We start from the raw sequence: 24,566 nt of genomic DNA, 5'->3' as shown, positions 1-24,566 counted from the left end.
CCGGCAGTGCCGGAGGCCCCGCTCGACTAGTTGCTAGTTGTTGACTACGAGCTCGTTCAGGAGCTTCATGGCCTCGTTCCAGGAGCCTTCCCCGTCAGTGGTGCCTGCATCAAGCTGGCCCAGTGCGGCGCTGAAGACTTTGTCCTGGATAACTGAGTCCTCCGGACCCTTGAACTGCGCTGTGACACCCTCCGCGCGTGATGCGAGGATTGCGCCGGTGGGTGCGTTGTTGAACAGCTCATTGGGCGCTGCCTCTTCGGCAAGCTGCTTTTGGGCCTCCACGGTGCTGGGGAAGTTGTTTGCCGCTGCAGACTGCTTCACCTGCTGCTCCGGGGCCGTCAGCCAGGCAGCCAGCTTCGCGGCTTCCTCCTTGTGCTCGGAAGTCTCCGGAACGGAGAGGAAGGCGCCACCCCAGTTTGAGGCTCCGCCGGGGAAGACATCAGCGAAGTCCCATCCGGCCTCCGCGCCTGCTCCTGCGGATTCCATCTGGGTTTGAATGGTGCCCAGCATCCAGCCCGGGCAGACGAAGGTTGCGAAGGATCCGTCAGCGAAAGCCTTGCCCTTGCCCCAGTCCCACTTCTTCTCGTTGGCGGACAGTCCGGCCTCCGTCCCTGCGGCGAGCTGCATGAACTGTTCCTTCATGGCGGCGTTGTCTTCGATGTTCAGCTCACCGTCGGCAGTGTAGTAGCCCTCCTCCATCTGGTTCACCATGGAGTTCCACACGAAGCCCGACTGGTCGTACCAGGCCAGGCCGGTCTTGTCGTGATACTGCTGGCCAATTTCGAAGTACTTGTCCCAGGTGGCGTCGTCACCGCCGAACAGTTCAGCCACCGCCTCACGGTCGCTGGGGAGCCCGGCGGCCTCGAAGAGCTTGCCGTTGTAGCAGAGGCCCTGGGGGCCAATGTCGGTGCCGTAGCCAATGACGCGGCCCTCGGAATCGGTGCCCTGCTTGAACTTCCAATCGACCCAGTTGTCCTTGATGTCTTCGGCCCCGTATTCATTGAGGTCCACGAACTGGTCGGACACTTCCATGATGGAACCGAGCCAGCCTTCTTCAATGGCAACCACGTCGCTTAGACCGGACCCGGCGGACAACTTTGTGAAGGCATCGGTCCGCGCGTTCTCGCCGCGGTCGATGTTGTTGGGGTTGATTTTGATGCCGGGGTTGGCGTCTTCGTATTCGGCGTACAGGTCGTCGTAGCCGAAGGTGCCGAACGTCGTAACGCTCAGCTCGATGGGATTCTCGGCGCTTGCCGCTTCCTGGTCGCCGCCGCCGCCGCAGCCTGAGGCGAGCAGCGCCACAGCAGCGGCCCCTGCAATTGCCGCTGCGGGAAATCGGAAATTCTTCACGGTCACTCCTTTGTGTTCGGATAGAGCAGTGCAATCCCGGAACAGCGGACCGTGCCTCTTATCTGGGCAGGCTTGATCAACGGAAGCGGGATGGAGAAGGCATAAAAGGCTGGAACAGAGTTCTGCGCTCCGGGCCATCACACTTGGCTGAGAGAGCGCTCTCTTGACGTTCGCTTCACTCTAGGAGTGATATGGATCACTGTCAAGAGAGCGCTCTCTGGAGTTTTTTTCGGGGGGCGAGTGGCCAGGTCAACGCTGCGGCTGATTCCAGGGGCGCTGTAAAACGTCGTTCCCCGAACTGTCGGCGGTGCGTTGGACCGGGGGATACCGTTCCCGGTTCGCTGCCCGTGGCGGTGTCTGGCGTGTCCTTTAATCTAGAGTCCCGTCAGGGCTTCCTTCACTATGGACAGAACTTCGGCGTCCAGGTCCCGGAGTACGAAATTAGTGTCAGTGGTGGCGTAGGACGCGGCACCTTGCCAGTCTGACTTCACCGGTACTCCGTCAATGCACCAGAACGTATTCCCTTCGTGTCCGTCGATCTCCAAGAGAATTTTTAGGGCGCCTCGCGGGCCCCGGGGGGTCTGAATGGTTTCGTATCCATTGCGGACGAAAGAGGCCGAGGCTGCCGTCGAAGGATTGTCTTCATGGAACTGGCGGAACTCTCGTGTGTGAGCGGTGGTGGACAGAAAGTCCGTCAGCACCAGATGCGCGGCATAGCTGGGGATCGGGGTGCGGGCGTCTCGTTGTGGCGCCGGCTCCGAAGCCCGGACTTCGACGTTGGTGTTCTGGAGATGATCGACGTACCTGTAGGCGGTCCAGTTGAACACATTGGTGGTGAAGCGGGTTTCCTGAAACAGGTGGACGACGGGTCCGCCTTGGGCCCTGAAGGCAAGCGTTGTCTGAATCCGGTCTTCTGACATATGGCGGATTAGTGCACCGATCTTGGTGCCGCCTTCATGAAAGGAGTTGATTTCCGTTGTTGTCATGGACGCAAAGTAGCAGGAGGTGTCGCATGGAGGGCCAGGGGCCAAGGCCGTGGCGCTGTCTTGGTCCCTGCTGAAGTAATCGCGTTGACTCCATCGGGAAGATATAGATTACGAAGTGTTCACGGAAATGCTGAAGCTTTGAATCGGGTGGCCTCATATGAGATTTTTGCGAGAAAACCCCGGTTTTTCAGTGCTGTGGGCGATCAACTTCGCTTCCTCCATGGTGGGTTGGTCGATGGGAATTGCCCTCAGTGTCCATATCTATCAGCTGACCGGGTCAGCCCTGTGGACCGCCGTGTTCGCCGCCACTCCTGCGATAGCAGGACTTGTCTTTGGCCATGTGGCCGGAACGGTGGCGGATCGCTGGAATCCGCTTCGGGTGGTGCAACTCACCCTAGCGTTGCGGGTCGTCGTTTTGATGGGTTTGTTCGTGGTTGCTGAAGCGCCGGTGGGGTTGGCACTTCTGGTCTTCCTGCAAGCCGTCATCCAACAGATTTATCGACCAGCAGAACAGGTGCTGATCGCTGATTTTGTGTCGGCCGATAACCTTCCTCAGGCCAATGGCCTCAATTCGTTTGCATCGAATGCTACTCGGCTTGTTGCTCCGGCGCTTGGTGGCTTCATTATGGTTCTCGCAGGGTTTAGCGGGACCGCACTCGGCTTGACTGTCTTCATGACATGTTCGGCTATCTTGAGCTTTACACTGGGTCGCTGGTACCGTCCGAAGCCGCCGCGGGATGACAACGAGGTGTCCGACGGCACAGTGCCCAGGGGTATAAAGCCAGTCGGCACCTACCTAAAACTGTTGCGTCGCAATCCCCGGGTGAGGGGTTTAGTTCTTCTCCAAATCCTCGACGCCGTCAAAGAAGGGCCGCTCACCGCTCTGTTTCCCGTCCTAATGCTGGGGGTAGTGGGCGCCACTGCTAGTGAAATGGGACTGGCCAGCAGTGCTTTCGCTGTTTCGGCCGTCTTGGCAGGTCCGCTGATGGGAACAGTCATCAAGCGGCTTGGCTATCACGTGCCGGTTGTCGCCGGAGCGGCCGTGGCTCAAAGCCTGATCGTCATTCTGGTGATCTGGCCCTCCTTCCCGATGGCACTCATTGTATTTTTTCTATCCGGGCTGCCTTTCACGGTGTCCTGGGTGGGGAGCCAGACCTGGCTATTGTTGACGGCGCCGTTAGCTATGAGGGGTCGCGTTATTGGTACGAGTGGAGCTATCTACTCGGGTGTTTCTTTAACCACGATGCTGGGCAGCGGTGCTCTGGCTGACATCGTGGGTGTCCAGTGGGTGATAGGGGCCGCCGCAGCTGTCGCTGTCCTTGGTCTCATTCCCGTCCACCTCCTGCTGCGGTCCGAGGTGAGCGCTATGGACGCCGGTGTCGTTCCGTAAACGCAGAATTGATTGTCGTGCCACCGAGCCCGCGGCCTCATCTCTTATGCGACCAGAAAGAAGTAAAAGGAAAGATGGAGGGCGAGATTCAGATGAAGAGTTTTCAACGCCAGGCGTAGCGATGCGAGGACGAATCCGAGAGCAAGGATCGACAGGCTCGGTAGGACGTTAACGGGCGCGAAGCTTTGCGGAAGGAACACTGCGTGGCCGAGCCAGAACATGACCGCACTGGCGACGAGCACGCCCCCTGGCGGCAGCCGTTCCCGCAGATAGCACTGCAGCAACCCGAAGGTGAGGTAGTTCTGCCAGAACACGGAGATAATCATCCAGAACATGTACAACGCCACTGGTGCCTCCAGCTCGTAGCGAAACGGCACCGTGAAGGCCAGCCCGAGCGGCAGCGCGTACAGCCACCTCGACCACGAGCGTGCAAAGAGGTCCCGGTTGTACCGGGGATGTGCGAGCAGCAGGACGATGACGATGATGAGCGCGAAGATCGTCTCAATGAGTATGGACACGTCCGGATCTGTGGTGAATAGTTTGCCGGCACCGTTGGCAAGAAGCCCTGGCGTGAGATACCAAAGGCCAAGCCATATTGCAGGCACCAGAACGAGCGTCGTCCAAGACGGATGAGTTCGGGTGCTGGAGATCGTAGTACCCGTTTTTTGTGGCACAGTCACGACGGAAACCTGGAAGTCATGGGCACACCCTATCGGCCTGGGAATTCTTGGCCAGCGCGTATGGATATCAATCCGATAAACCAGCCACACCCGGGCCGGCCGGTAATGGAGGCAGTTGTCCTGAATAGAATCAAAGCCATTGAAAGGGTGGGATATGCGTGGTCACGAAACAAGATTCCACATCTACTCGCGGCGTTACCTCTCGACGATTGAAGATGCTGGACAACCGGTCCGCCCCACCCTGCCGATCATGTCGGACTGCGAAGCTGATCAGGTCACGGCGCTTGACCAGGGACGGGGGATTCGGCATCCCTTCCGGATTGCCGCCGTACCGCTTTTCTACATACGCCCCTTTGCTTCTCCGCAGACGTGAACCTGATCGCCTCACTGTTTCCCGCGTTGCGGGAGGACCCCACTACTGATGGTGATGTCCTGGTCGGCCCGATCTTTTCGCGTCCAGCTCTTGAACTACCAGCCGTGGCACACGAAAGATCGTCAGCGCGGCCCCTCGTATACGTCGCGATGGGATCCTCCGGATCACCCCGGATCTTGGCTTCGGTCCTGCGGCAGCTTTCATCAGCTCCCGTAGACGTACTGGTTGCCGGCGGCGTCGGTCTCTCGAACGATGATCGGAGATCGTTAGGCGCAAACATCCATCTCGAGTCCACCGTCCCGGCTCATCTACTGGCCGGCCGCATTGACGCCTCGATCACACATGGTGGGGAGGGAACGGTTCAGGCCGCGTGCCTTTCGGGCGTCCCCTTCGCGGGGACCGCAATGCCAGCGTCCGGTACGGCAACGCACTGCGCTTCACCGAAGCCGATGTCCGCAAAGGCCGTGTTAGAGACATCCTGAACGAGTTGCTAACCAGCAAACCTCTTCGAAACCGAGCACAAGAACTGGGAGTGCTAATGCGCGAGCTTGATGGCCCTGCCCGGGCCGTCGACGCTATAGAGAGGCATTTGGAAACTGATGCGGAGGTCAAGAACGTCAGCGCAGGGTAAGGCCGGCGAGTGCGGATGGCGCAACAGGACGTGCCGGCTCCTCCGGATTCGTCCGGCCGCCGATAAACGTCAGCGGCGCGTACTGACCGTGACAGTGAACTTCGGGTTGCGTGCCACCTCGCGGGTGGGGCCGACCAGCCGGGTCAGGGCGGACTTGTAGGTCAGATGGCTGTTCCACACGGCCCACAGTTCTCCGCCCGGCGCGAGCACCCGACCGGCGTCGGCAAAGAGCTTCAAAGCGATCCCGGCATGCACGCTGGCGCCAATGTGGAACGGCGGGTTCAGCACGATCAGCTCCGCTGAGCGGTCCGGCATCCCGGACAAAGCATCATCCCGGCGAACCTCCACCCGGTCCGCAACGCGGTTGGCGGCCATGGTTGCTGTTGCGGAGGCGACGGCGGCCGCCGACTGATCCGTCGCGATGACCCGCAGAGACGGACGGGTCAGTGCCAGATAGGCGGCGATGGCACCGGTGCCGCAGCCCAGATCCACCGCCGTCTGCGCCTGCCGCGCACCGGCCAGGTGCGGCAGCAGGAACCGCGTGCCAATGTCCAGCGCTGCTCCGGCGAAGGCCGCACCGTGGGCCCTCAGCTCCAGCGGGGCCGGCAGCCCGACGTCGTGCCGCTGGGCCAGCGGAAAACGGTTGGCCGGCTGCACCGCGGCAGGCAGCGGACCGGACACCGTCAGTACCCGGGACTTCTGCCGCGCCAGGCCCGCCGTCACCGAGCCGAACCAGCGCCCCAGCACGCCGTTCATGGCCGTGGTCATGTGCTTGAGTCTGCCGCCGGCGTACACCACCACGTCCGGGGCGGCGTACGCGGCGATCAATGCGGCAATCTCCTCCAGGGCGTCCAGCGAACGCGGCAGGCGCAGCAGCACCGTCCGCGCCCCTGTCAGCAGTTCCGCGCCCAGCGGCAGGGACCGGTAGGCATCTCCCAGTCCGGCAGCGCGGGCGTTGCGCCCCAGCGCCAGCTCGCCCGAGTAAGGATCCTGATGAACCCGCAGGCCGTGCACGCCGTGCAGGGCAGCCGCCCCAAGGGTCAGTGCACCATACCCATCCCCAATGACGACGACGGCGCTTCCGTTTTCGCGCAGCCGCTCCGCCGCTGTGTCCAGGAGCAGGCGGTCGGCGGAGTCGTGGGCCTGCAGGTTCTCCGCCTCGACATCGGGCCGGCGGCTCAGCGACTCGAAGGAAAAGTCCGGTTCCTCGGGGAGCAGCCGGGCGGGGTCGTGCGTCACAGGTCGATCCATTCTGTTCTCAGGTGTTCGGGGGTGCTGCTGCCGGCGGTGAAGGTTGCGAGGCGCTCGGAAAAGAGGTCGATGCTGCCCGGGGTGTCCGGCAACGCCACGGTAATGGTGGCCCCCGAGGCGCCGTACTCCGTGCCGCTGACGCTGATCCCGGCGTTGCGCAGGTCATTCTCCAGCCGCCCGGCCTCGGCATGTCCCGCCGGCACCGCGTAGAGCTGCATCCGGCGGCGGCGGAGCAGGGGAGCGGAGGCCAGGGCGGAGGAAACGGACTCGGAATAGGCGCGTATCAGGCCGCCGGCGCCCAGCAGGATTCCGCCGAAATAGCGGACGGTCACCGCCGTGATGTCACTGAGGTCCGTGGCTCCGCCAAACGTTTCCCGCTTCGTCAGGGCTTCCAGCATGGGAAGGCCTGCGGTGCCGGAGGGCTCGCCGTCGTCATTGGAACGCTGAACTTCACGTCCCGGCCCGAGCACAAAGGCACTGCAGTGGTGGCGGGCGTCATGGAACTCACGGCGCAGCTCGGCGACCAGCGCGCGGGCCTGTTCTTCGGTTTCGGTGCGGCGCAGCACCGTGATGAAACGTGAGCGCTTAATCTCGAGTTCGGAGCGGTGCTCCCCGGCGATGGTGGTGTAGCGCCCCGCCGCCGCGTCGATGTCACTCACCCCAACAGTTTAGGCGCTGTTCAGTTCAAACGCTGCGCAGCAGGCTCCGCCCGCCTTCGGCGCCCGGTGCTGTGACACGGTAGCCTTGGGCGCATGCTGAGAGTAGGACTGACCGGCGGGATCGCCGCTGGAAAATCATTGGCCGCACGTACGCTGCGCGAGCTTGGTGCCCTGGTCATCGACGCCGATGCCCTGGCACGCGAAGTGGTGGAGCCGGGCACCGAGGGGCTCGCCGCCGTCGTCGAGGCCTTTGGGCCGGGCATCCTGGACGGCGAAGGCCGTCTGGACCGGCCCGCGCTGGCGGCGGTGGTCTTTCGTGATGAGGCCAGGCGGGAAACCCTCAACGGCATTGTCCATCCCCGGGTGCGTGCACGGGCGGCTGAGCTGGAACGCGAAGCCGAGCCGGAGACCATCGTGGTTCATGACATGCCGCTGCTGGTGGAAACCGGACAGCACCGAAGCTTCGACTTTGTGCTGGTGATCGACGCGCCGGAGGAGGAACGGATCCGGCGGATGGCGGCGGACCGAGGCATGAGTGAGGAAGCGGCGCGGGCGCGGATCGCTGCGCAGGCTTCAGCTCAAGAGCGTGCCGCGGCGGCCGACGTCGTGCTCGTCAATGAGGGAACTGCCCATGAGCTCGTTGAAGCGGTGCGGCAGCTGTGGGAGACCCGGCTGCTGCCGCTGAACGACGAGCTGCTTCGGGCCGCGCGCTGACGCTCTCCGGCTGCCCGGAGGTGTTCAGCCCTCAGCTAACCGGGAGTCCTGCGGACGCGTCCTGACCGCAGTGCGGAGTAGCTTTTAATCATGAGTCTTGCGCAGGACATCAAGAGAGTCGTCGCCCCCTTTGAAGTAATCAGCGATTACTCGCCCGCGGGCGACCAGCCCACCGCCATCAAGGAACTCGCCGAGCGGATCAAGGCCGGCGAAAAGGATGTGGTCCTCCTCGGTGCCACCGGTACCGGTAAGAGCGCGACGGCGGCCTGGCTGGTGGAGCAGGTCCAGCGGCCCACGCTCATCATGGTCCAGAACAAGACCCTCGCCGCGCAGCTGGCCAACGAGTTTCGTGAACTGCTGCCCAACAACGCGGTGGAGTACTTCGTCTCCTACTACGACTACTACCAGCCCGAAGCCTACGTTCCGCAGACGGACACTTTTATTGAGAAGGACTCCTCCATCAACGAGGAAGTGGAACGGCTGCGGCACTCCGCCACCAACGCGCTGCTGACCCGCCGCGACGTCATTGTGGTGGCCACCGTGTCCTGCATCTACGGCTTGGGAACCCCTGAAGAGTACATCGAAGCCATGGTCACGCTGCGCAAGGGCCAGCAGATGAACCGCGATGACCTGCTGCGCCGGTTCGTCAATATGCAGTACGCCCGCAACGACATGGACTTCCACCGCGGCACGTTCCGGGTCCGCGGCGACACCGTCGAGATCATTCCGATGTACGAGGAAAACGCACTGCGGATCGAGTTCTTCGGCGACGAGATTGAGAACATCTACACCCTCCACCCGCTCACGGGAGACGTCATTCGTGAGGAAACGGAAATGTACGTCTTCCCGGCGTCGCACTACGTGGCCGGCGAGGACCGGATGCACCGGGCCATCCGCCAGATTGAGGACGAGCTGCAGGTGCGGCTGGCCGAGCTGGAGTCGCAGAACAAGCTGGTTGAGGCGCAGCGGCTGCGGATGCGCACCACCTACGATCTGGAAATGATGCAGCAGATGGGCTTCTGCAACGGCATCGAAAACTACTCCCGGCACATTGACGGCCGCGGTCCCGGCACCGCCCCGCACTGCCTGCTGGACTACTTCCCCGATGACTTCCTGCTGGTCGTGGATGAGTCCCACGTGACCATTCCGCAGATCGGCGCCATGTATGAAGGGGACATGTCCCGCAAGCGGACCCTGGTGGACCACGGCTTCCGGCTGCCGTCAGCCATGGACAACCGGCCGCTGAAATGGGATGAGTTCCTGGAGCGCATCGGCCAGACCGTCTATATGTCCGCCACACCGGGCAAATACGAGCTGTCCAAGTCGGATGGTTTCGTTGAGCAGATTATCCGTCCCACCGGTCTGGTGGATCCGCAGGTGATCGTGAAGCCCAGCAAGGGCCAGATTGATGATCTGCTGGGGGAGATCCGCACCCGGACTGAGCGCAACGAGCGCGTGCTGGTCACCACGCTGACCAAGCGGATGGCCGAGGACCTGACGGGTTACCTGATGGAGCACGGGGTCAAGGTGGAATACCTGCACTCCGACGTCGATACCCTGCGCCGCGTGGAGCTGTTGCGTGAACTGCGGATGGGCACCTTCGACGTACTGGTGGGCATTAACCTGCTGCGTGAAGGTTTGGACCTTCCCGAAGTGTCGCTGGTGTCCATCCTCGACGCCGACAAGGAAGGCTTCCTGCGTTCCTCCACCTCGCTGATCCAGACCATCGGCCGTGCCGCCCGCAACGTCTCCGGCGAGGTGCACATGTACGCGGACCGGATCACCGATTCCATGGCGAAGGCCATCGATGAAACGAACCGCCGCCGTGCCATCCAGGTGAAGTACAACGAGGACCACGGGGTGGACCCCCAGCCGCTGCGCAAGAAGATCGCGGACATTACGGACTCCCTGGCCCGCGAGGACGCTGACACCAGGGCACTGCTGGCTGAGGCGGCCGACAAGAAGAACCGCAAGACCACCGGCAAGGGCAAGGGCGGCATCCGGAAGGACGGTTTGGCGGCTGCTCCCGCGGAGGATCTGGCCGGGCTGATCGCATCCATGACCGAGCAGATGCACGCCGCCGCAGCGGAACTGCAGTTTGAACTGGCGGCACGGCTTCGCGATGAAGTGGGTGATCTCAAGAAGGAGCTGCGCCAGATGCAGAACGCCGGGCACGCCTAAAAAGGATAGAGGTGCCGCGCCTCAGCGAGCTTCACCCCGGTGAAAGTGTCCAGATTGGTGCGAAGAGTCGTGCTCCCCGGGGGAACCGCGCCTGCCGGCGAAGCCGGGGTGTCAAGGGCCCAGCCGCTTCCCAATCGGGTCAGCGACGTGTGTTTCACGTCGTAGTATCCCTCGCGGGCGGCATAGGCGATCCCGGGTGAGCCACCTGCCGATGCGAGCAGGTGGAAGTGGAACCGGGTGGTGAGCCAAGACTGGTCCGGCCCCGCCGGGATGCCTTCTTCCCACACCCGTGTGAAGGGAAAGAAATTCTCTTCGGCAATCAGATCGGAAAGCTGATCGTACGCGGGCCGGTCAACCCCCGGGATGGCCTCCAAGTAGTTGACCTGTCTGCCCTGGGACAGGGCGGCCTGGACCTGAAGACGGACGGCAGCCACTATCTGGCTGAACCGGCCGGCGTCAATCATGTCGCTTTGGATGCAGACATTCGTGGCTGCCGGACTGCGGGCGGGCCGCTGGGCATCAGCACGTATACCGAGGAAAGCATCATCGAGGCCGATGTTCAGCGAATAGGCCTCCGCGCTTTCGGCGTCGCGCACCGTTACGTGGTCAAATCCCTGAAAAAGCCCGGCGGCTTCCTGAGGGGTGCCAATCAGAGGCATCAGGCCCTGCCCGGTCGCATACAGCCTGGCGCCCGTCAGTTCCTTAACGGCTTTCATGCCGCTGACCAGAGCTGCGTGGTGCGGCCACACGCCATTGACATAACCTCCGCCGAGCAGATGCAGGGAGCTTGCCTGCCGCAGCCTCACCAGGCCCATGTCGTAGTTGGGTGAACCAAGGCGGTGCACCAGGTGATGGACCCGCCGGCCTACTTCGGCGGGTGGAAGTCCGTCTGAGTCGCGGACAGCACGCCAGAGGGTGTCGGTGATACGCAACCCCGGGTGCAGGCCTTCAAACAGCAAAGAGGCCGCACCCGGTTGGGGGCAGTCCAGCCACACAACGGCGTCGGGGGCGTTCACGGCCAGGAACCGAAGCCAGGAGGCTGTAATGAACTCATCACCGAAGTTGGGGTTTCCAGCGGTGCCCACCAAATAGTGTTCAGACCCAGTGCTCATGCCATCAACGTAGCGCCACCTGGGCCGGGAATGCCGGATTGCCCGCCGCTGAGTCCGGTTTTCAAACGGGTGCAACCGGCAGGTGCTGCGGTAGACTTCTTGGGCGGCGCAGGGGAGTATCCTTTGTCGCTGTACCCGTCAGCACGCGGGGCGTCATCGTCCCGCCGGGTGCAGCGGGCATTCGCAGCAGATGATTTCTGCGGATGCCGGAGAGACCTGCGTTTAGTGTCGTGCCCGAAAGGTTTTCCAAATGCCCGAGTTACCCGTTGTCTTTGAGGTCGGCACCTTTGTCGTCCTCGGACTTGTCCTGCTCTTTGATCTCCTGCTGGTGGTCAAGCGCCCCCACGAGCCGTCCATGAAAGAAGCCGGCCTGTGGGTCGGGTTCTACGTTGGGCTCGCGCTGCTGTTCGCCGGGGCCATGTTCGTGTTCACCGGACCCGAGTACGGCAGTCAGTTTGTTGCGGGGTGGGTTACTGAATACAGCCTGAGCATCGACAACCTCTTCGTTTTCATCATCATCATGGCGCGCTTCTCGGTACCCCGTAAGTACCAGCAGGAAGTGCTGATGTTCGGCATCATTATTGCCCTGATCCTGCGCGGCATCTTCATCATCATTGGTGCGGCAGTCATTGAGAACTTCAGCTGGGTCTTCTTCATCTTTGGTGCCTTCCTGCTCTGGACCGCCTACAAGCAGGCCACCGACAACGGTGAGGACGAGGACGAAGGCAGCGACAATAAGCTGATCTCCAAACTGCGCAATGTCCTGCCCATGACCGAGAAGTTCGATCAGGGCAAGATCCGCACCGTGGTGGACGGCAAAAAGGTCTTCACCCCCATGCTGATCGTGTTCATCACGATCGGTGTCACCGACCTGATGTTTGCCGTCGACTCCATTCCGGCCATCTTTGGCCTGACCCAGAGCGCCTTCATTGTGTTCACCGCCAACATCTTTGCGCTCATGGGCCTGCGCCAGCTGTACTTCCTGCTGGGCGGCCTGATGGACCGGCTGATCTACCTCAAGCACGGCCTGTCCGTCATCCTGGCGTTCATCGGCGTGAAGCTGATCCTGCATGCCCTGCACGTCAATGAGCTGCCGTTCATCAACGGCGGCGAGCACGTTGGCTGGGCGCCGGAAATCCCCACCTTCGTCTCCCTGGCCGTCATTCTCGGCACCATTGTGATTGCCACGGTGGCGTCGCTGCTCAGCCCCAAGGCGAAGGCGGTCCAGGCCGTTGCCACGCTGGAGAACGCACTGAAGGTGTACCGGAATCTCGGCGAAGATGCCCCGCATGAGGAGCGTGTGGAAGCCTACGACAAGGTGGCCGAAAGCTACCGCACCGCCACCACCGTCGCCAAAAACCGCGACGACGTCGACCTGCCGGAGATCACGGATGAGGCCCGCGCTGAATTCCGGGCCAGCAACCCGCGTCTCCAGGGTCCCCGCGCCGACGGCGAAGCTACCCCGGCCGACCAGACCGACAAGTAGGATCTCCCAGACGGCAAAGCGCCGCTCTTCCTTGAAGGAAGGGCGGCGCTTTGCCGTGTTCCGGAGGGCTGTGGCAGGTCAGCCGGCCTGAGACGATTCGCCCCGCACCATGGCCAGGAGCCGGTTGAAGATGCCCTCGCCGTCGTCGGCAATGCCGTCGTGGTGGAAGTCGGCGCTTTCCCAGACCTGCAGACCCCGCACCGCAGCGGCAGTCTCAAGGGACAGGTCCCGGTCCACATAGATGTCGTCCGTGTAGACGGCGGCGGCCACGGGCACGGTGTTCCGGGCCAGCTGGGCGGTGTCATACAGTGCGGGCCAGTTGTCTTTGGCTGCCAGCAGCTCAGCAGGCTCCTGTAACGGCGCCAGGGCCGGATCTTCGTCGAAGTACCAGGGGTAGACCATCTCGCCGGTGTAAAGGGGCTCTGCCGCGTCCGGCTGGAATTCGGGGAAATCCTTCAATACCCGCTCCGCGGCCCAGCCGGTGGCTTGGCCCTGGCCGTAGATGGATTCGTGCATCAGCGCATACAACGGGTTGGAGGACCGGCTGACCAGAGCATGGACGGACTCCAGGAACGTATCCGAGAGCCGGTCCCCGTCGGGCGTGGACACAAAGGCTTCCTGCAGCAGAAGGTGCAGGCCGTCCATCCGGGTGTTGCCGCCCAGGAAGGAGCCGATCATCTGGAAGCGCCGCACGGTCAGCCGCTCACCCGAGGGCAGGTACTCCGGGACGTTCTCCAGATGGCGGGCGATCCGCGTAGTGATGCCGCGGTCCTGCGGATATTTCGCGAAATACTCTGCGTTGCGGGCCGCTACACGGGAAAACGTCGCCTGGTAGACACGGTCCGCAGGACCGGTCAACGGAGCCAGGCCACCGGTGATCAGCGACTCGCGCAGCCCGTGCGGAGCAAAGGACAGGTACGTCAGCGTGCAGAAGCCGCCGTAGCTCTGCCCGTATGTGGTCCAGGGCCCCGAGCCCAGCGCTGCGCGGATCAGTTCGGCGTCGGCCACGATCGAGTCCGCCCGGAAATGTGTCAGATAATCCGCCTGGGCGGCTGCATCCCCGCGCAGGGCAAGGGTCTGCCGGTTGGCGGGAGTGGACAGGCCGGTTCCGCGCTGGTCCAGCATCAGGATGCGGAAGTGCTTGGACGCTGCCTTGGTCCAGCCGCTGAAGGACAGGAGCCGGGAGCCCTTTCCTCCGGGACCGCCCTGCAGGTACAGCAGCCACGGCAGCTGCTCCGCCTCAGCCTGCGGCAGTTCGGCGTCGGAGTACTCGCGGGCAAAAACGGTGATGGTTTCGCCGTCGGGCGCCGAATGATCCAGCGGAACGGTGAAATGATGATCTGTGACGCGCATGCCGCGTACCCCGTAGGGTGCCGAAGCCGTGTGGGGAACGCTCATGCGGCAGCACCGCCAAACGTGGTCAGGGCGTCACCGGTGAGCCGGAACGTGGTCCACTCATCCTGCGGGACCGCACCGAGCGACTTGTAGAACCGGATGGACGGCTCGTTCCAGTTCAGCACGCACCACTCCACCCGCGCGTAGCCCCGCTCGACGGCGATTTCGGCCAGAGTGCGCAGCAGAGCCTTGCCATAGCCCTTGCCCCGCGCCTCGGGCCGGACGTACAGGTCCTCCAGGTAGATGCCGTGCACGCCCTCCCAGGTGGAGTAGTTCAGGAACCACAGGGCAAAGCCCTGCACAGCTCCGGAATCCACTGCCACGTGGGCAAAGATGGCCGGGTTCTCTCCGAAGAGGTTCTGCTCCAGCGCCTGAACGGTGTTCTTGACGGCGTGCGGCTCTTTTTCATAGATCGCCAGGTCATGGATGAGTTCAAGGATGACCGGGACATCTTCCGGGCGGGCGGGGCGAATCTGCATGCCCTCCAGCCTAGTCCAGCCGGCCCGCCGTCATGACCTTGATGACGGGGGAGCCTGCCTCGTCCGAGGCCGCCAGATCCACCTCGGCCGTGATCCCCCAGTCCAGGTGGTTGGCCGGATCCTTGAAGATCTGCCGGACCTCCCATTTGCCGGGCAGCTCCTTGATGATCAGCAGGTTAGGTCCGCGGCCGTCGGGGCCGTCGTCAATGTCCTCGTGCTCCTCGAAGTACGCGTCCAGCACATCCGCCCAGCGGTCGGCATCCCAGCCGGAACCGCCGTCGAGCTCGCCCAGGGCGCGGTCATCCTCGTCCGCGAACAGCTTCACCCGCTGGAACATTTCATTGCGGACCATGACGCGGAACGCGCGCACATTGGCGGTGAGCTTATCCGGAACCGGCGGCAGGACCGGCTCGTCGCCGGCATCGGGGTTGATGCCGTTGGTGAGCTCTTCCCATTCGTCCAGCAGCGAGGAGTCGGTCTGGCGGACCAGTTCACCGAGCCACTCGATGATGTCCTCCAGGTCCTCGCGCAGCCGCTCCGGGGGAACGGTGTGCAGCAGGGCCTTGTAGGTGTCTGAGAGGTAGCGCAGCAGCACGCCTTCGGAGCGGGCCAGGGAGTAGAACTGTACGTATTCGCCGAAGCTCATGGCGCGTTCGTACATGTCGCGGACAATCGACTTGGGGCTGAGCTCGAATTCGCCCAGCCACGGGGCGCCGGACCGGTACACCTCGAAGGACTGCTCCAGCAGCTCGGCCAGCGGCTGCGGATAGGTGACCTCTTCGAGCAGGGCCATGCGCTCGTCGTACTCGATACCCTGGGACTTCATGGCCGCGATGGCCTCGCCGCGGGCCTTCTTCTCCTGGGCCGAGAGCACCTGCCGGGGCTTTTCCATGATCGCTTCGATCACGGACACCACGTCCAGGGCGTAGGACGGGCTGTCAGGGTCCAGGATCTCCAGGGAGGCCATGGCAAACGGGGACAGCGGCTGGTTCAGGGCGAAGTTCGGCTGCAGGTGCACCTTCAGGCGGACGGTGCGGCCGTCGGCGTCGGGCTCAGGGAGGACTTCCACAATGCCGGCGGTCTTCAGCTCCCGGTAGATGCTCAGGGCCTTCTTCATCAGCGCCAGCTGCGAGGACCGGGTCTCATGGTTGTGCGTGAGCAGCTTCTTGGCCGCGGCGAAGGGATCCCCCGGACGCTCCAGCAGGTTCAGCAGCATGGAGTGGGTGATGTTGAAGCTGGAGGTCAGCGGTTCAGGCGTGCCGTCCACGAGCTTCTCGAAGGTGGGCTTGCCCCAGGATACAAATCCGGCCTGCGGTTTCTTCTTCACCACCTGGCGCAGCTTCTTCTGGTCATCACCGAACTTGGCGTGCGCCTTGGCCATGGCCTTCACGTTTTCGATCACGTGTTCCGGCGCCTGCACGACGACGGTGCCCGCCGTGTCGTAGCCGGCCCGCCCGGCGCGTCCTGCGATCTGGTGGAACTCGCGGACCTTCAGCGGACGGGTGCGGGTGCCGTCGTACTTGGACAGGGCAGTGATCAGCACGGTGCGGATGGGTACGTTGATGCCCACCCCCAGGGTGTCGGTGCCGCAGATGACCTTCAGGAGCCCGGCCTGCGCCAGCTGTTCCACCAGGCGGCGGTACTTGGGCAGCATGCCGGCGTGGTGGACGCCGATGCCGTGGCGGACCAGCCGGTTCAGGGTCTTGCCGAAGCCGGGGGCGAAGCGGAAGCCCGCAATGAGCTCGGCGATCTTGTCCTTTTCCTCGCGGGTGCAGACGTTGATGCTCATCAGCGCCTGGGCCCGGTCGATGGCCTCGATCTGGGAGAAGTGCACCACGTAAACCGGCACCTGCTTGGTGGCCAGCAGTTCCTCGAGGGATTCCTGGACCGGGGTTTCCACGTAGTAGTAGTGCAGGGGAATGGGCCGCTGCACCGAGGAGACGGTAACGGTGTCCCGGTTGGTGAGCTCGCTGAGTTCGTTGGCGATCCGGGTCATGTCGCCCAGGGTCGCGGACATCAGCAGGAACTGCGCCTGGGGCAGCTCCAGCAGCGGCACCTGCCAGGCCCAGCCGCGCTGCGGATCGGAGTAGAAGTGGAACTCGTCCATGATGACGGTGCCCAGGTCCGCATCCGGTCCTTCGCGCAGGGCGATGTTCGCCAGGATTTCCGCCGTGCAGCAGATGATCGGGGCGTCCTTGTTCACCGAGGAGTCGCCGGTGACCATGCCGACGTTCTCGGCCCCGAAGATCTCGCACAGGGCGAAGAACTTCTCGGACACCAGCGCCTTGATGGGGGCGGTGTAGTAGCTGCGCTCGTCGTGCGCCATGGCGTGGAAGTGGGCGGCGATGGCGACCATCGACTTGCCGGAGCCGGTGGGGGTGGCGAGGATGACGTTGTTGCCCGTCACCAGTTCCATCACGGCTTCGTCCTGCGCCGGGTACAGCGACATGCCCCGGCTCTCGACCCACTCCAGGAAGGAGGTGTAGGTCTCATCGGGGTCGATGGTGCGGGTGCTGGAGGGGCCGGAGGCAAGCTGTTCAAGAAGTTTCATGTCCATACCAGAGTATCGGGCGCGGCTGTGCGCCGCGGACCGCCACCGCATGACCCGAGATGAAGGCTTCCCGCTGCCGGCCCAAGCCCCTTTGTTAGGCTCGGCGCCATGAAATGGGATCCCCGAAAATACACACAGTTCTCCTCGCACCGCGACCGCCCCTTTTTTGATTTGACCGCGCGCATCCAGGCCGACGCGCCGCGCCGCGTCGTCGACCTCGGCTGCGGACCCGGCACCCTGACGGCGGCGCTCGCCGCCCGCTGGCCCGATGCCCGGGTCACCGGCGTCGATTCCTCCGCTGAAATGGTGGAGCAGGCGGGCGCCCTGGAGGGCGCTCCCGCGAATCTGGAATTTGTCCGCGGGGGCATCGAGGAATGGGAACCGCAGCCCGGAACCGATGTGGTGGTCTCCAACGCTGCCCTGCAGTGGGTCCCCGGCCACCAGGACCTGATGCGCCGCTGGGCCAAACAGCTCGACGCCGGCGCCTGGCTGGCCGTGCAGGTTCCCGGCAACTTCGGGGCCCCGTCACACTCCCTGATGCGTGAACTCGCCGCGAGCGCTGCCTGGTCGGACAAACTGGACGGTGTCCTGCGCCATGCCGACGCCGTGGATGAACCGGAGGATTACCTTGGCCTGCTGACCGAGGCGGGATTTGACGCCGACGTTTGGGAGACCAGCTACTCCCAGGTCCTGCAGGGTGAGGACCCGGTGCTCGAATGGGTGCGCGGAACAGCCCTGCGGCCGGTTATCGCAGCTTTGGACCCGGAGGACTTCGGGCGGTTCGAAGCCGAGTATGCCGCCCTGCTGCGGGAGGCCTATCCGCAGCACGCCTGGGGTACCGTCTTTCCGTTCCGCCGGATCTTCATGGTGGGCCGGAAACAGGGCTAGGACGGGGACTGTCCCGGCTGCCGCCGTGCAGCCTTCATCAGCGGCGTGTTCAGGTTGTCGATCTGTTCATTGGCGTGCGCCCGGTCCCCGGCACCGCCGCGCTGATAGTGCCGCGCCAGGTACAGCGCACCACCCAGGGCGGTGAGCAGGAAGCCGGTGATCAGGGCGGCCGGGTCCAGGGACGGCAGCTGGCTCGCTGCTGCCAGGACCGCGAGGATCGGAATGACCGGACCCAGCGGGAGCCTGGCTCCCTCGCCCGGCCATTTGCGGAACCCCAGCACAGCGGCCGCAACGCTCACGACAATCATGGCCACGATGGCCGCCACGTTGGCGATCGAGACCACGAAGGTGGTGTCATTGAGCAGCACCAGGAGAACGGTGATGACACCCAGCAACAGCACGCTCACATAGGGGTGGCCGTTGCGGGTCTGGCGGCCGAGCGCGGGCGGCACATCCCCGCGGGCCACCATCCGCAGCATGATTTCCGAAGCGCCGAGCACATTCGCGTTGGCGCCGGACAGGGTGGACAGGCACGCCGCGAAGGCCACCAGCACGCCGCCCCAGGTACCCATCACGATTTCTGCGGCCTGGGAGACACCGGTGGCCGTAAAGACCGTGACTCCGCTGGCCACCATGGCCAGGGCCGTGCCCAGATAGATGATTCCGGACACCAGCAGGGTGAGCAGGATGGCACGGGGCACCGTTTTGCGCGGATTCTTCACCGAGCCGGCCATATTCGTGATGACGTTGAAGCCGGTGTACGCGGTGAACAACAGCGCTGCCGCCGAAAAGACGCCGCCGGTGCCCTGCGGCAGCGGCCGGTCAACCTTTTCCGGAGTCAGTTCCGTCAGGCCCCAGACGGCAAACAGCACGAGCAGCGCGAGTTTGATGCCCACGATCCAGGTTTCCGCCTTGGCGACCAGCGACGTCGGCCCCAGATTAAGTGCCGTGACCAGGACGGTGGCAACCAGCCCGAGGGTCAGGGCGCCGATGGCCGGCAGGAAATACTCGCTGAGGTAATCACCGAAGGAGTCAACGAGGTAGGCGACGATCGTGGCTCCGTTGAGGTAGAACGCCCACATCACCACAAAGCGCCAAAACGGACTCAGGATGTCCCCAACGGGCCCGTAACCGGATTCCCCGTCCTTCGCCCGCGTGGAGACCACAATGAAGGACAGTGCACACAGGGCCATGACAATGCCCGCAATGACATAGCTCAGAACCGCTCCGGAACCGGCCAGGTTGATCGCCGTTCCGGACAGGGTGAAAACGCCGCCGCCCACCGTGGTGCCGACACCGAACGCCACGCAGGCAACCAGCCCGATTTGAGGTTTGACGGCGGCTGAAGGACCGGAAGCGGACGACGACGGTACTGTGGCCACGGTTTTCCCGCTCTCATCGGTCTCCGAAAGGTCCCTTGTTGAGCGTAAAACCCTCAATCAGCAGGGGTCAACGGAGCAGGCGCTGCAGACCTGCTACCAGCCGCGTTCCTTCCATTCCGGCAGGTGCGGCCGCTCTGCGCCCAGTGTTGTTCCTGCCCCGTGGCCAGGGTGGACGATGGTGTCATCCGGGAGCTGTTCGAACACGCGTTCGACTACGTCTGCATAGAGCGATGCGAAACGTTCCGGATCCTGCTGGGTGTTGCCCAATCCCCCGGGAAAGAGGGAATCGCCGGTAAACAGATGCGCCGGGCCGGCAGGATCGCGGTAGAGCAGGGCCACTGAACCGGGGGTATGGCCGCGGAGCTTGATGGCCTCAAGCTCGAACCCCCCGGGCCCGCCGATGTGCAGGGTATCCCCGTCCACGAGCAGCATGTTGGTGGGCACCTCGATATCCGGCGCATCTTCACGGCCGGCGGCGGTGCGTGCTCCGGTGGCCTGCACGGCTTCAGCGAGCGCCCGTACATGGTCCCAGTGGCTGTGAGTGGTGACTATCAGCTCCACCTTTGCGGGAACAGCGGCGTCTGCGGCCGCTTCGGACAGCAGCTCCCGGATGGCCGGAAAGTCAGCTGCGGCGTCGATGAGGACCTGCGCCCCCGTGTCCCTGTCCGTGAGGACGTACACGTTGTTGTCCATGCTGGACACGGACCGGCTGCGGATGGTGACGTTCTTCAAATCAAACATGCCGCCAGTCTAGTTCCGCGCTCGCGGATGTTGACCCCACAGTCCCAGGCAGAAAGTCTTGTCTGTCCGGGAAGGCGGGCGTACGTTCAAAGGGTGCCGGGAACCCCTCCGGCCGGTTCCTGGAGGAAGCGTGCTCCTAAGGCTTGTCCGGCAAAACCTGGCGCCCTACAAAGGTGCCGTTGCCGCCGTCGTCGTCCTGCAGTTCCTGCAAACCGCCGCCACACTGTTCCTGCCCACCCTGAACGCCGGCATCATTGACCGCGGCGTGGTCCCCGCCAACACCGGCGTGATCCTGGATCTGGGCGGCTGGATGCTCGTGATCACGGCAGGCCAGGTGGTCTGTGCCGTGGCCGCCACGTACTTTGCGTCCCGGGTGGCCATGAGTGTGGGCCGCAACATCAGGGATGAGCTGTTCACCACGGTGGAGTCCTTCTCCTCGCGGGAAGTGGGGGTGTTTGGCGCCCCTTCCCTGATCACCCGCACCACCAATGACGTCCAGCAGGTGCAGATGGCGCTGCTGATGACGTTCACGGTGATGGTGTCCGCGCCGATCATGGGCATTGGCGGAGTGCTGCTGGCATTGAACCAGGATGTGGCCCTGTCCGGGATCCTGCTGCTGATCCTGCCGGTGCTCTTTGCGGTCATCGGACTGGTGCTGCGCCGGCTGATTCCGCTGTTCCGGCGGGCGCAGAAGCAGATTGACCGCGTCAACTCGGTGCTCCGGGAGCAGATCATGGGGGTGGCGGTGATCCGGGCCTTCGTTCGCGAGCGCACCGAGGAAGCCCGCTTCGACACCGCCAACGCGGATCTGACCGGAACCCAGCTGCGGACCGCCCAGTACATGGCGCTGTTGTTTCCGGCAGCCATGCTGGTGGCCAACCTGGCATCCGTGGCAGTGGTCTGGTTCGGCGCCTACCGGATTGACGCCGGCCAGATGCAGATCGGTGCCCTGACCGCGTTCATCGCCTACATCATGCAAATCCTGATGGCCGTCATGATGTCCATGTTCATGATCATGATGCTGCCGCGGGCCGCCGTCTGCGCCGAACGGATCTACGAGGTCCTGGACACGGAAAGCACGGTGCACGACGCCGATGCCGCCGCGCCGCTGGTGTACGACGGCGGCACCCTGGACTTCAGGGAGGTGGGCTACACCTACCCGGGGGCCGAGGCTCCGGTGCTGCAGGACATCAGCTTTACGGCACAGTCCGGACAAACCACGGCCATCATCGGATCCACCGGAGCGGGCAAGTCCACCCTCCTGAACCTGGTGCCGCGGCTGCTGGATGCCACCTCCGGGGGGATCTACATCGACGGACAGGACATTGAGGCGGTCACGCTGCACTCCCTGCGCAGCGGCATAGGCCTGGTGCCGCAGAAGGCCTACCTTTTCTCCGGCACGATTGCTTCGAATCTGCGCTTTGGACGCCCTGACGCCACGGATGCCGAGCTCTGGGAAGCGCTGGAGATTGCCCAGGCTGCGGAATTTGTCCGCGATTCCGAGGGGGCGCTGGAGCACCGGGTGGAGCAGGGCGGCGGCAACTTCTCCGGAGGGCAGCGCCAGCGCCTGGCCATTGCCCGCGCCCTGGTGGTGCGGCCGGCCATCTACCTCTTCGATGACAGCTTCTCCGCACTGGACTTTGCCACCGACGCCCGGCTGCGTGCCGCCCTGAAACAGCGGACCCGGAATTCCACGGTGCTGATCGTGGCGCAGCGTATCAACACCATTGCCGACGCCGCGCGCATTGTTGTCCTTGACGAGGGGCGCGTTGCCGGCCAGGGGACGCATGAGGAGCTGCTGGAGACCTCTTCCACCTACCGGGAGATTGTTGAATCCCAGCTGACGGCGGAGGAGGTGCAGTGAGCGGGATGCGCGCCGGACACGGACCGGGCGCCCGCGGTCCGGCTGCCAAACCTCTGAACTTCCGGTCCAGCGTCCGGAGGATCCTGGCCCTGATGAGCCCGGACCGGATGCGGGTGGCACTGGTGATGGTGGCCGCCGTCGTTTCCGTGGCGCTCGCCGTCACCGCGCCCCGGATCCTGGGGGAGGCGACCAACGTCATCTTTGACGGCGTGATCGGCGCCGGACTGCAGCCGGGAATCAGCAAGGCCGATCAGGTGCAGGCCCTGCGCGACTCCGGGGAGGATCAACTGGCGGACATGCTCGCCGCCATGGATGTGGTGCCCGGCCAGGGACTGGATTTCGGGCGGCTCGGGATGCTGGTGCTGGGGGTGCTGGCGATCTATCTTGCGGCGTTCTTCTTCGGCTGGCTGCAGGCACGCGTCACCGCACGGGTGGTGCAGGGGGCCATGTACCGGCTGCGGAAGGAGGTGGACGGCAAGCTGTTCCGGCTTCCCATGTCCCACTTCCAGCGCGAATCACGCGGCGACGTGCTCAGCCGCGTCACCAATGACATCGACAACCTGGCGCAGACGCTTTCCCAGACACTGACCCAGATCATCACCTCCGCGCTCACCATCGTGGGGGTGCTGGGCATGATGTTGTGGCTCTCCCCGCTGCTGGCACTGATAGCCGTGATCACGGTGCCGGTGTCCGCGGTTGTGACCGTACTTATCGCCAGGCGCTCGCAGGCGCAGTTCATGCAGCAGTGGAAGTCCACGGGGGAGGTCAACGGGTATATCGAGGAAATGTTCAGCGCGCAGGACGTGGTGAAGGCCTTTGGCCAGCAGGAACGCGTGGTGGAGGGATTCCGGCCCGCCAATGAGACCCTCTACCGCTCGTCCTTCAAGGCACAGTTCGTTTCCGGCATCATCATGCCCACCATGCAGTTCATCTCCAACCTGAACTATGTGGCGGTGGCCGTGGTCGGCGGTCTCCTGGTGGCCAACGGGCGCCTGTCCATCGGGGGAGTGCAGGCCTTCATCCAGTACAGCCGGCAGTTCTCCCAGCCCCTGGGGCAGATCGGCTCGCTGATCAACATGCTGCAGTCAGGTGTTGCCTCAGCCGAACGTGTGTTCGAACTTTTGGATGAGAAGGAACAGGATCCGGACCCCAGGGATGCGCTGACCCTCCAGGATGTGCAGGGCCGCGTAGCTTTTGAGCACGTGGATTTCAGCTACTCCCCGGAAGCTCCCCTGATCCGGGACCTGTCCTTTACTGCAGAGCCCGGGCAGACCGTGGCGATTGTCGGTCCCACGGGGGCTGGCAAGACCACCCTGGTCAACCTGCTGATGCGCTTCTACGAGGTGGACTCCGGCAGGATCACCATCGACGGTACGGATATTGCACGCATGCGGCGCGACGACGTGCGGCAGCTGATCGGCATGGTGCTCCAGGATGCGTGGCTGTTCGAGGGGACCATTAGGGAGAACCTGGCCTACGGGGCTCCCGGCGCGACCGACGAACAGATAGTCGAGGCGGCCCGCGCCACCCATGTGGACCACTTTGTGCGTTCGCTGCCCGAAGGGTATGACACGGTCCTGGGATACGACGGCGGTTCACTGAGCCAGGGACAGCGGCAGCTGATCACCATCGCGCGGGCCTGGCTGGCGAACCCGTCCATCCTGATACTGGACGAGGCAACCAGTTCCGTGGATACCCGAACCGAGATCTCCATCCGGCTGGCAATGAATGCCCTGCGGGAGGCGCGGACCAGTTTCGTGATCGCCCACCGGCTCTCAACCATCCGGGACGCGGACGTCATCCTGGTGGTGCGGCACGGCGAGATTGTGGAACAGGGAACGCATGACGCACTGCTGGCAGCCGAGGGGTTCTATGCCCAGCTGTACCGCTCCCAGTTTGCCGGGACGGAAACCGTCGCCGAAGGTGCGGGCGACGGGGCGGGGCCGCTGTGACCCGCCTGCCTGCCGGGGCGGCTCTGCCGTGGCAAAATGGAACAGGCATCCATTCCCCAACCTGAAGGCGGTCCCGTGAGCGACGACGTCCTGTCCTGGGTCCGCATCGACGCGGCAAGCTCGGTTCCTCCCTTTGAGCAGCTGAGGGTCCAGATTCTCGACGCTGCCAATGACGGAAGGCTCCCCGTCGGAACCCGGCTGCCCCCCGTGCGGGCGCTCGCCGCCCGGATGGGCCTGGCCGTAAACACCGTCGCCCGGGCCTACCGCGAACTGGAGCAGGCCGAGGTGGTGACCACGCGCTCGCGGGCCGGAACCGTCATCGCTGCGGCCGGAGACAACGGCAAGCGGCGGGTGGCCGAAGCCGCCCGGATCTTCGCGGACTCGGTCCGTGCCAACGGGATGGATCCGAAGGAAGCAGTGACTTACGTCGAGACGGCTCTTCGCCTGCGGTGAAACCGCGGCCTCGAATACTTCTTCGAACCTAACGGTGAACTACAGTGG

Annotated in this window: 19 protein-coding genes; 8 read left to right on the top strand and 11 right to left on the bottom strand. The window is 63.9% G+C overall.

Annotated elements, in window-relative coordinates:
* Window positions 1–33: 33 nt before the first annotated feature.
* A complete protein-coding gene (locus CXQ89_RS10010; protein WP_237688575.1) occupies window positions 34–1,350 on the bottom strand; it encodes an ABC transporter substrate-binding protein in 1,317 nt (438 codons plus the stop codon).
* Between the two features lie 374 nt (window positions 1,351–1,724).
* Window positions 1,725–2,336 carry a hypothetical protein gene (locus CXQ89_RS10005; RefSeq protein ID WP_104161139.1) on the bottom strand — a complete coding sequence of 204 codons (612 nt, stop codon included), beginning with the start codon at window positions 2,334–2,336 and terminating at the stop codon, window positions 1,725–1,727.
* Between the two features lie 166 nt (window positions 2,337–2,502).
* Between CXQ89_RS10005 and CXQ89_RS10000 the strand changes: the two genes are divergently transcribed.
* Window positions 2,503–3,726, top strand: coding sequence for an MFS transporter (locus tag CXQ89_RS10000; protein ID WP_219815589.1), 1,224 nt, complete (start codon window positions 2,503–2,505; stop codon window positions 3,724–3,726).
* Window positions 3,727–3,770: 44 nt separating this feature from the next.
* On the opposite strand, the gene CXQ89_RS09995 is transcribed toward CXQ89_RS10000, so the two are convergent.
* The 3 genes from CXQ89_RS09995 to CXQ89_RS09985 all read right to left on the bottom strand — a co-directional run bounded on the left by CXQ89_RS09995 (window position 3,771) and on the right by CXQ89_RS09985 (window position 7,320).
* Complete coding sequence (locus CXQ89_RS09995) at window positions 3,771–4,406, bottom strand: hypothetical protein (protein ID WP_146067224.1); 636 nt, start codon at window positions 4,404–4,406, stop codon at window positions 3,771–3,773.
* A 1,073-nt stretch (window positions 4,407–5,479) separates the two neighbouring features.
* Entirely contained in the window at window positions 5,480–6,661 is a 1,182-nt protein-coding gene (locus CXQ89_RS09990) for a methyltransferase (protein WP_104161136.1), read from the bottom strand.
* Window positions 6,646–7,320: a YigZ family protein gene (locus CXQ89_RS09985; protein WP_104161135.1), complete on the bottom strand. Its 675-nt coding sequence runs from the start codon at window positions 7,318–7,320 to the stop codon at window positions 6,646–6,648. The genes CXQ89_RS09990 and CXQ89_RS09985 overlap by 16 nt, the downstream gene beginning before the upstream one ends.
* 93 nt (window positions 7,321–7,413) lie before the next feature.
* Between CXQ89_RS09985 and coaE the strand changes: the two genes are divergently transcribed.
* Window positions 7,414–8,034 carry a dephospho-CoA kinase gene (coaE, locus tag CXQ89_RS09980; protein WP_104161134.1) on the top strand — a complete coding sequence of 207 codons (621 nt, stop codon included), beginning with the start codon at window positions 7,414–7,416 and terminating at the stop codon, window positions 8,032–8,034.
* 90 nt (window positions 8,035–8,124) lie between these two features.
* Complete coding sequence (uvrB, locus tag CXQ89_RS09975) at window positions 8,125–10,215, top strand: excinuclease ABC subunit UvrB (RefSeq protein ID WP_104103668.1); 2,091 nt, start codon at window positions 8,125–8,127, stop codon at window positions 10,213–10,215.
* Here uvrB and CXQ89_RS09970 read toward each other — a convergent pair.
* Window positions 10,212–11,327 (bottom strand): polysaccharide pyruvyl transferase family protein, encoded by a 1,116-nt coding sequence (locus tag CXQ89_RS09970; RefSeq protein WP_104161133.1) that lies wholly within the window; start codon window positions 11,325–11,327, stop codon window positions 10,212–10,214. The genes uvrB and CXQ89_RS09970 overlap by 4 nt on opposite strands.
* 250 nt (window positions 11,328–11,577) lie before the next feature.
* On the opposite strand from CXQ89_RS09970, the gene CXQ89_RS09965 reads away from it, so the two are divergent.
* Complete coding sequence (locus tag CXQ89_RS09965) at window positions 11,578–12,813, top strand: TerC family protein (RefSeq protein WP_237685163.1); 1,236 nt, start codon at window positions 11,578–11,580, stop codon at window positions 12,811–12,813.
* Window positions 12,814–12,891: 78 nt separating this feature from the next.
* Here the strand turns inward: CXQ89_RS09965 and CXQ89_RS09960 are convergent, their stop codons facing one another.
* From CXQ89_RS09960 to CXQ89_RS09950, 3 genes are read right to left on the bottom strand one after another with little or no spacing between them, the layout of a single operon-like run.
* Entirely contained in the window at window positions 12,892–14,211 is a 1,320-nt protein-coding gene (locus CXQ89_RS09960) for an alpha/beta fold hydrolase (RefSeq protein ID WP_104161132.1), read from the bottom strand.
* On the bottom strand, window positions 14,208–14,687 hold the full coding sequence (locus CXQ89_RS09955; RefSeq protein WP_104054178.1) for a GNAT family N-acetyltransferase: 480 nt from the start codon (window positions 14,685–14,687) through the stop codon (window positions 14,208–14,210). The genes CXQ89_RS09960 and CXQ89_RS09955 overlap by 4 nt, the downstream gene beginning before the upstream one ends.
* Before the next feature lie 10 nt (window positions 14,688–14,697).
* Window positions 14,698–17,238 carry an RNA helicase gene (locus tag CXQ89_RS09950; RefSeq protein ID WP_104054179.1) on the bottom strand — a complete coding sequence of 847 codons (2,541 nt, stop codon included), beginning with the start codon at window positions 17,236–17,238 and terminating at the stop codon, window positions 14,698–14,700.
* Window positions 17,239–17,346: 108 nt separating this feature from the next.
* Here CXQ89_RS09950 and CXQ89_RS09945 point away from each other — a divergent pair, with 108 nt between their 5' ends.
* Window positions 17,347–18,126, top strand: a complete 780-nt coding sequence (locus CXQ89_RS09945; protein WP_104161131.1) for a trans-aconitate 2-methyltransferase — start codon at window positions 17,347–17,349, stop codon at window positions 18,124–18,126.
* On the opposite strand, the gene CXQ89_RS09940 is transcribed toward CXQ89_RS09945, so the two are convergent.
* Both CXQ89_RS09940 and CXQ89_RS09935 read right to left on the bottom strand, forming a co-directional pair.
* The gene (locus tag CXQ89_RS09940; protein ID WP_181032286.1) at window positions 18,123–19,508 is read right to left on the bottom strand and encodes an APC family permease; all 1,386 of its coding nucleotides are present in this window, start codon (window positions 19,506–19,508) and stop codon (window positions 18,123–18,125) included. The two genes, CXQ89_RS09945 and CXQ89_RS09940, sit on opposite strands and share 4 nt — an antisense overlap.
* Window positions 19,509–19,601: 93 nt before the next feature.
* The gene (locus tag CXQ89_RS09935) at window positions 19,602–20,249 is read right to left on the bottom strand and encodes an MBL fold metallo-hydrolase (RefSeq protein WP_104161129.1); all 648 of its coding nucleotides are present in this window, start codon (window positions 20,247–20,249) and stop codon (window positions 19,602–19,604) included.
* Between the two features lie 130 nt (window positions 20,250–20,379).
* Between CXQ89_RS09935 and CXQ89_RS09930 the strand changes: the two genes are divergently transcribed.
* The 3 genes from CXQ89_RS09930 to CXQ89_RS09920 all read left to right on the top strand — a co-directional run bounded on the left by CXQ89_RS09930 (window position 20,380) and on the right by CXQ89_RS09920 (window position 24,518).
* A complete protein-coding gene (locus CXQ89_RS09930) occupies window positions 20,380–22,113 on the top strand; it encodes an ABC transporter ATP-binding protein (protein WP_104161128.1) in 1,734 nt (577 codons plus the stop codon).
* A 5-nt stretch (window positions 22,114–22,118) separates the two neighbouring features.
* Window positions 22,119–24,065, top strand: a complete 1,947-nt coding sequence (locus tag CXQ89_RS09925; RefSeq protein ID WP_104161127.1) for an ABC transporter ATP-binding protein — start codon at window positions 22,119–22,121, stop codon at window positions 24,063–24,065.
* Between the two features lie 75 nt (window positions 24,066–24,140).
* Entirely contained in the window at window positions 24,141–24,518 is a 378-nt protein-coding gene (locus CXQ89_RS09920) for a GntR family transcriptional regulator (RefSeq protein ID WP_237688574.1), read from the top strand.
* Window positions 24,519–24,566 lie beyond the last annotated feature (48 nt).

It is taken from the genome of Arthrobacter sp. ZGTC212 (assembly GCF_002929255.1).
Lineage (GTDB): Bacteria > Actinomycetota > Actinomycetes > Actinomycetales > Micrococcaceae > Arthrobacter_B > Arthrobacter_B sunyaminii.
This window is presented reverse-complemented; position numbering and strand designations above follow the sequence as displayed.

Coding starts and splice junctions, on each gene's coding strand:
- CXQ89_RS10005 (WP_104161139.1), bottom strand. CDS start 2,336: ATGACAACAACGGAAATCAACTCCTTTCATGAAGGCGGCACCAAGATC.
- CXQ89_RS09960 (WP_104161132.1), bottom strand. CDS start 14,211: ATGAGCGTTCCCCACACGGCTTCGGCACCCTACGGGGTACGCGGCATG.
- CXQ89_RS09925 (WP_104161127.1), top strand. CDS start 22,119: ATGCGCGCCGGACACGGACCGGGCGCCCGCGGTCCGGCTGCCAAACCT.
- CXQ89_RS09955 (WP_104054178.1), bottom strand. CDS start 14,687: ATGCAGATTCGCCCCGCCCGCCCGGAAGATGTCCCGGTCATCCTTGAA.
- CXQ89_RS09935 (WP_104161129.1), bottom strand. CDS start 20,249: ATGTTTGATTTGAAGAACGTCACCATCCGCAGCCGGTCCGTGTCCAGC.
- uvrB (WP_104103668.1), top strand. CDS start 8,125: ATGAGTCTTGCGCAGGACATCAAGAGAGTCGTCGCCCCCTTTGAAGTA.
- CXQ89_RS09970 (WP_104161133.1), bottom strand. CDS start 11,327: ATGAGCACTGGGTCTGAACACTATTTGGTGGGCACCGCTGGAAACCCC.
- CXQ89_RS09945 (WP_104161131.1), top strand. CDS start 17,347: ATGAAATGGGATCCCCGAAAATACACACAGTTCTCCTCGCACCGCGAC.
- coaE (WP_104161134.1), top strand. CDS start 7,414: ATGCTGAGAGTAGGACTGACCGGCGGGATCGCCGCTGGAAAATCATTG.
- CXQ89_RS09990 (WP_104161136.1), bottom strand. CDS start 6,661: ATGGATCGACCTGTGACGCACGACCCCGCCCGGCTGCTCCCCGAGGAA.
- CXQ89_RS09965 (WP_237685163.1), top strand. CDS start 11,578: ATGCCCGAGTTACCCGTTGTCTTTGAGGTCGGCACCTTTGTCGTCCTC.
- CXQ89_RS09950 (WP_104054179.1), bottom strand. CDS start 17,238: ATGAAACTTCTTGAACAGCTTGCCTCCGGCCCCTCCAGCACCCGCACC.